Here is a 432-nt window from a genome sequence, read left to right on the forward strand (position 1 = left end):
TCCACATGGACTACTACTCGTTCTCGGTATTCCAGCGCCAGCCCACGCCGTTCCTCACCACGCTGCATGGGCGCCTGGACCTGCTCGAGCAGCAGCCGGTGTTCGATCTGTTCAATACCGCGCCGGTGGTCTCGATCTCGAATTCGCAGCGCCAGCCTCTGCCGCGCGCCAACTGGCTGACCGCGGTACTGCACGGACTGCCCGACACGCTCTACACGCCGCAGCCGGTGGAGCAGCGCTACCTCGCCTTCCTGGGCCGGATCTCGCCGGAAAAGCGTGTCGATCGCGCGATCCGGATCGCCGAGCGTTGCGGCCTGCCGATTCGCATCGCCGCCAAGATCGACGCGGCCGACGAAGAGTATTTCGAGCGCCGCATCAAGCCGCTGTTCGCGCTACCGCACGTGGAGTTCATCGGCGAGATCGCCGATGAGC

Annotated in this window: 1 pseudogene; it reads left to right on the forward strand. The window is 65.5% G+C overall.

The features are described from left to right. Positions 1-432 (forward strand): annotated as a pseudogene (locus FQ705_RS02910) (glycosyltransferase family 4 protein); the annotation flags it as partial.

The sequence above is a fragment of the Paraburkholderia sp. BCC1884 genome (assembly GCF_900996225.1).
Classification (GTDB): Bacteria; Pseudomonadota; Gammaproteobacteria; order Burkholderiales; family Burkholderiaceae; genus Paraburkholderia.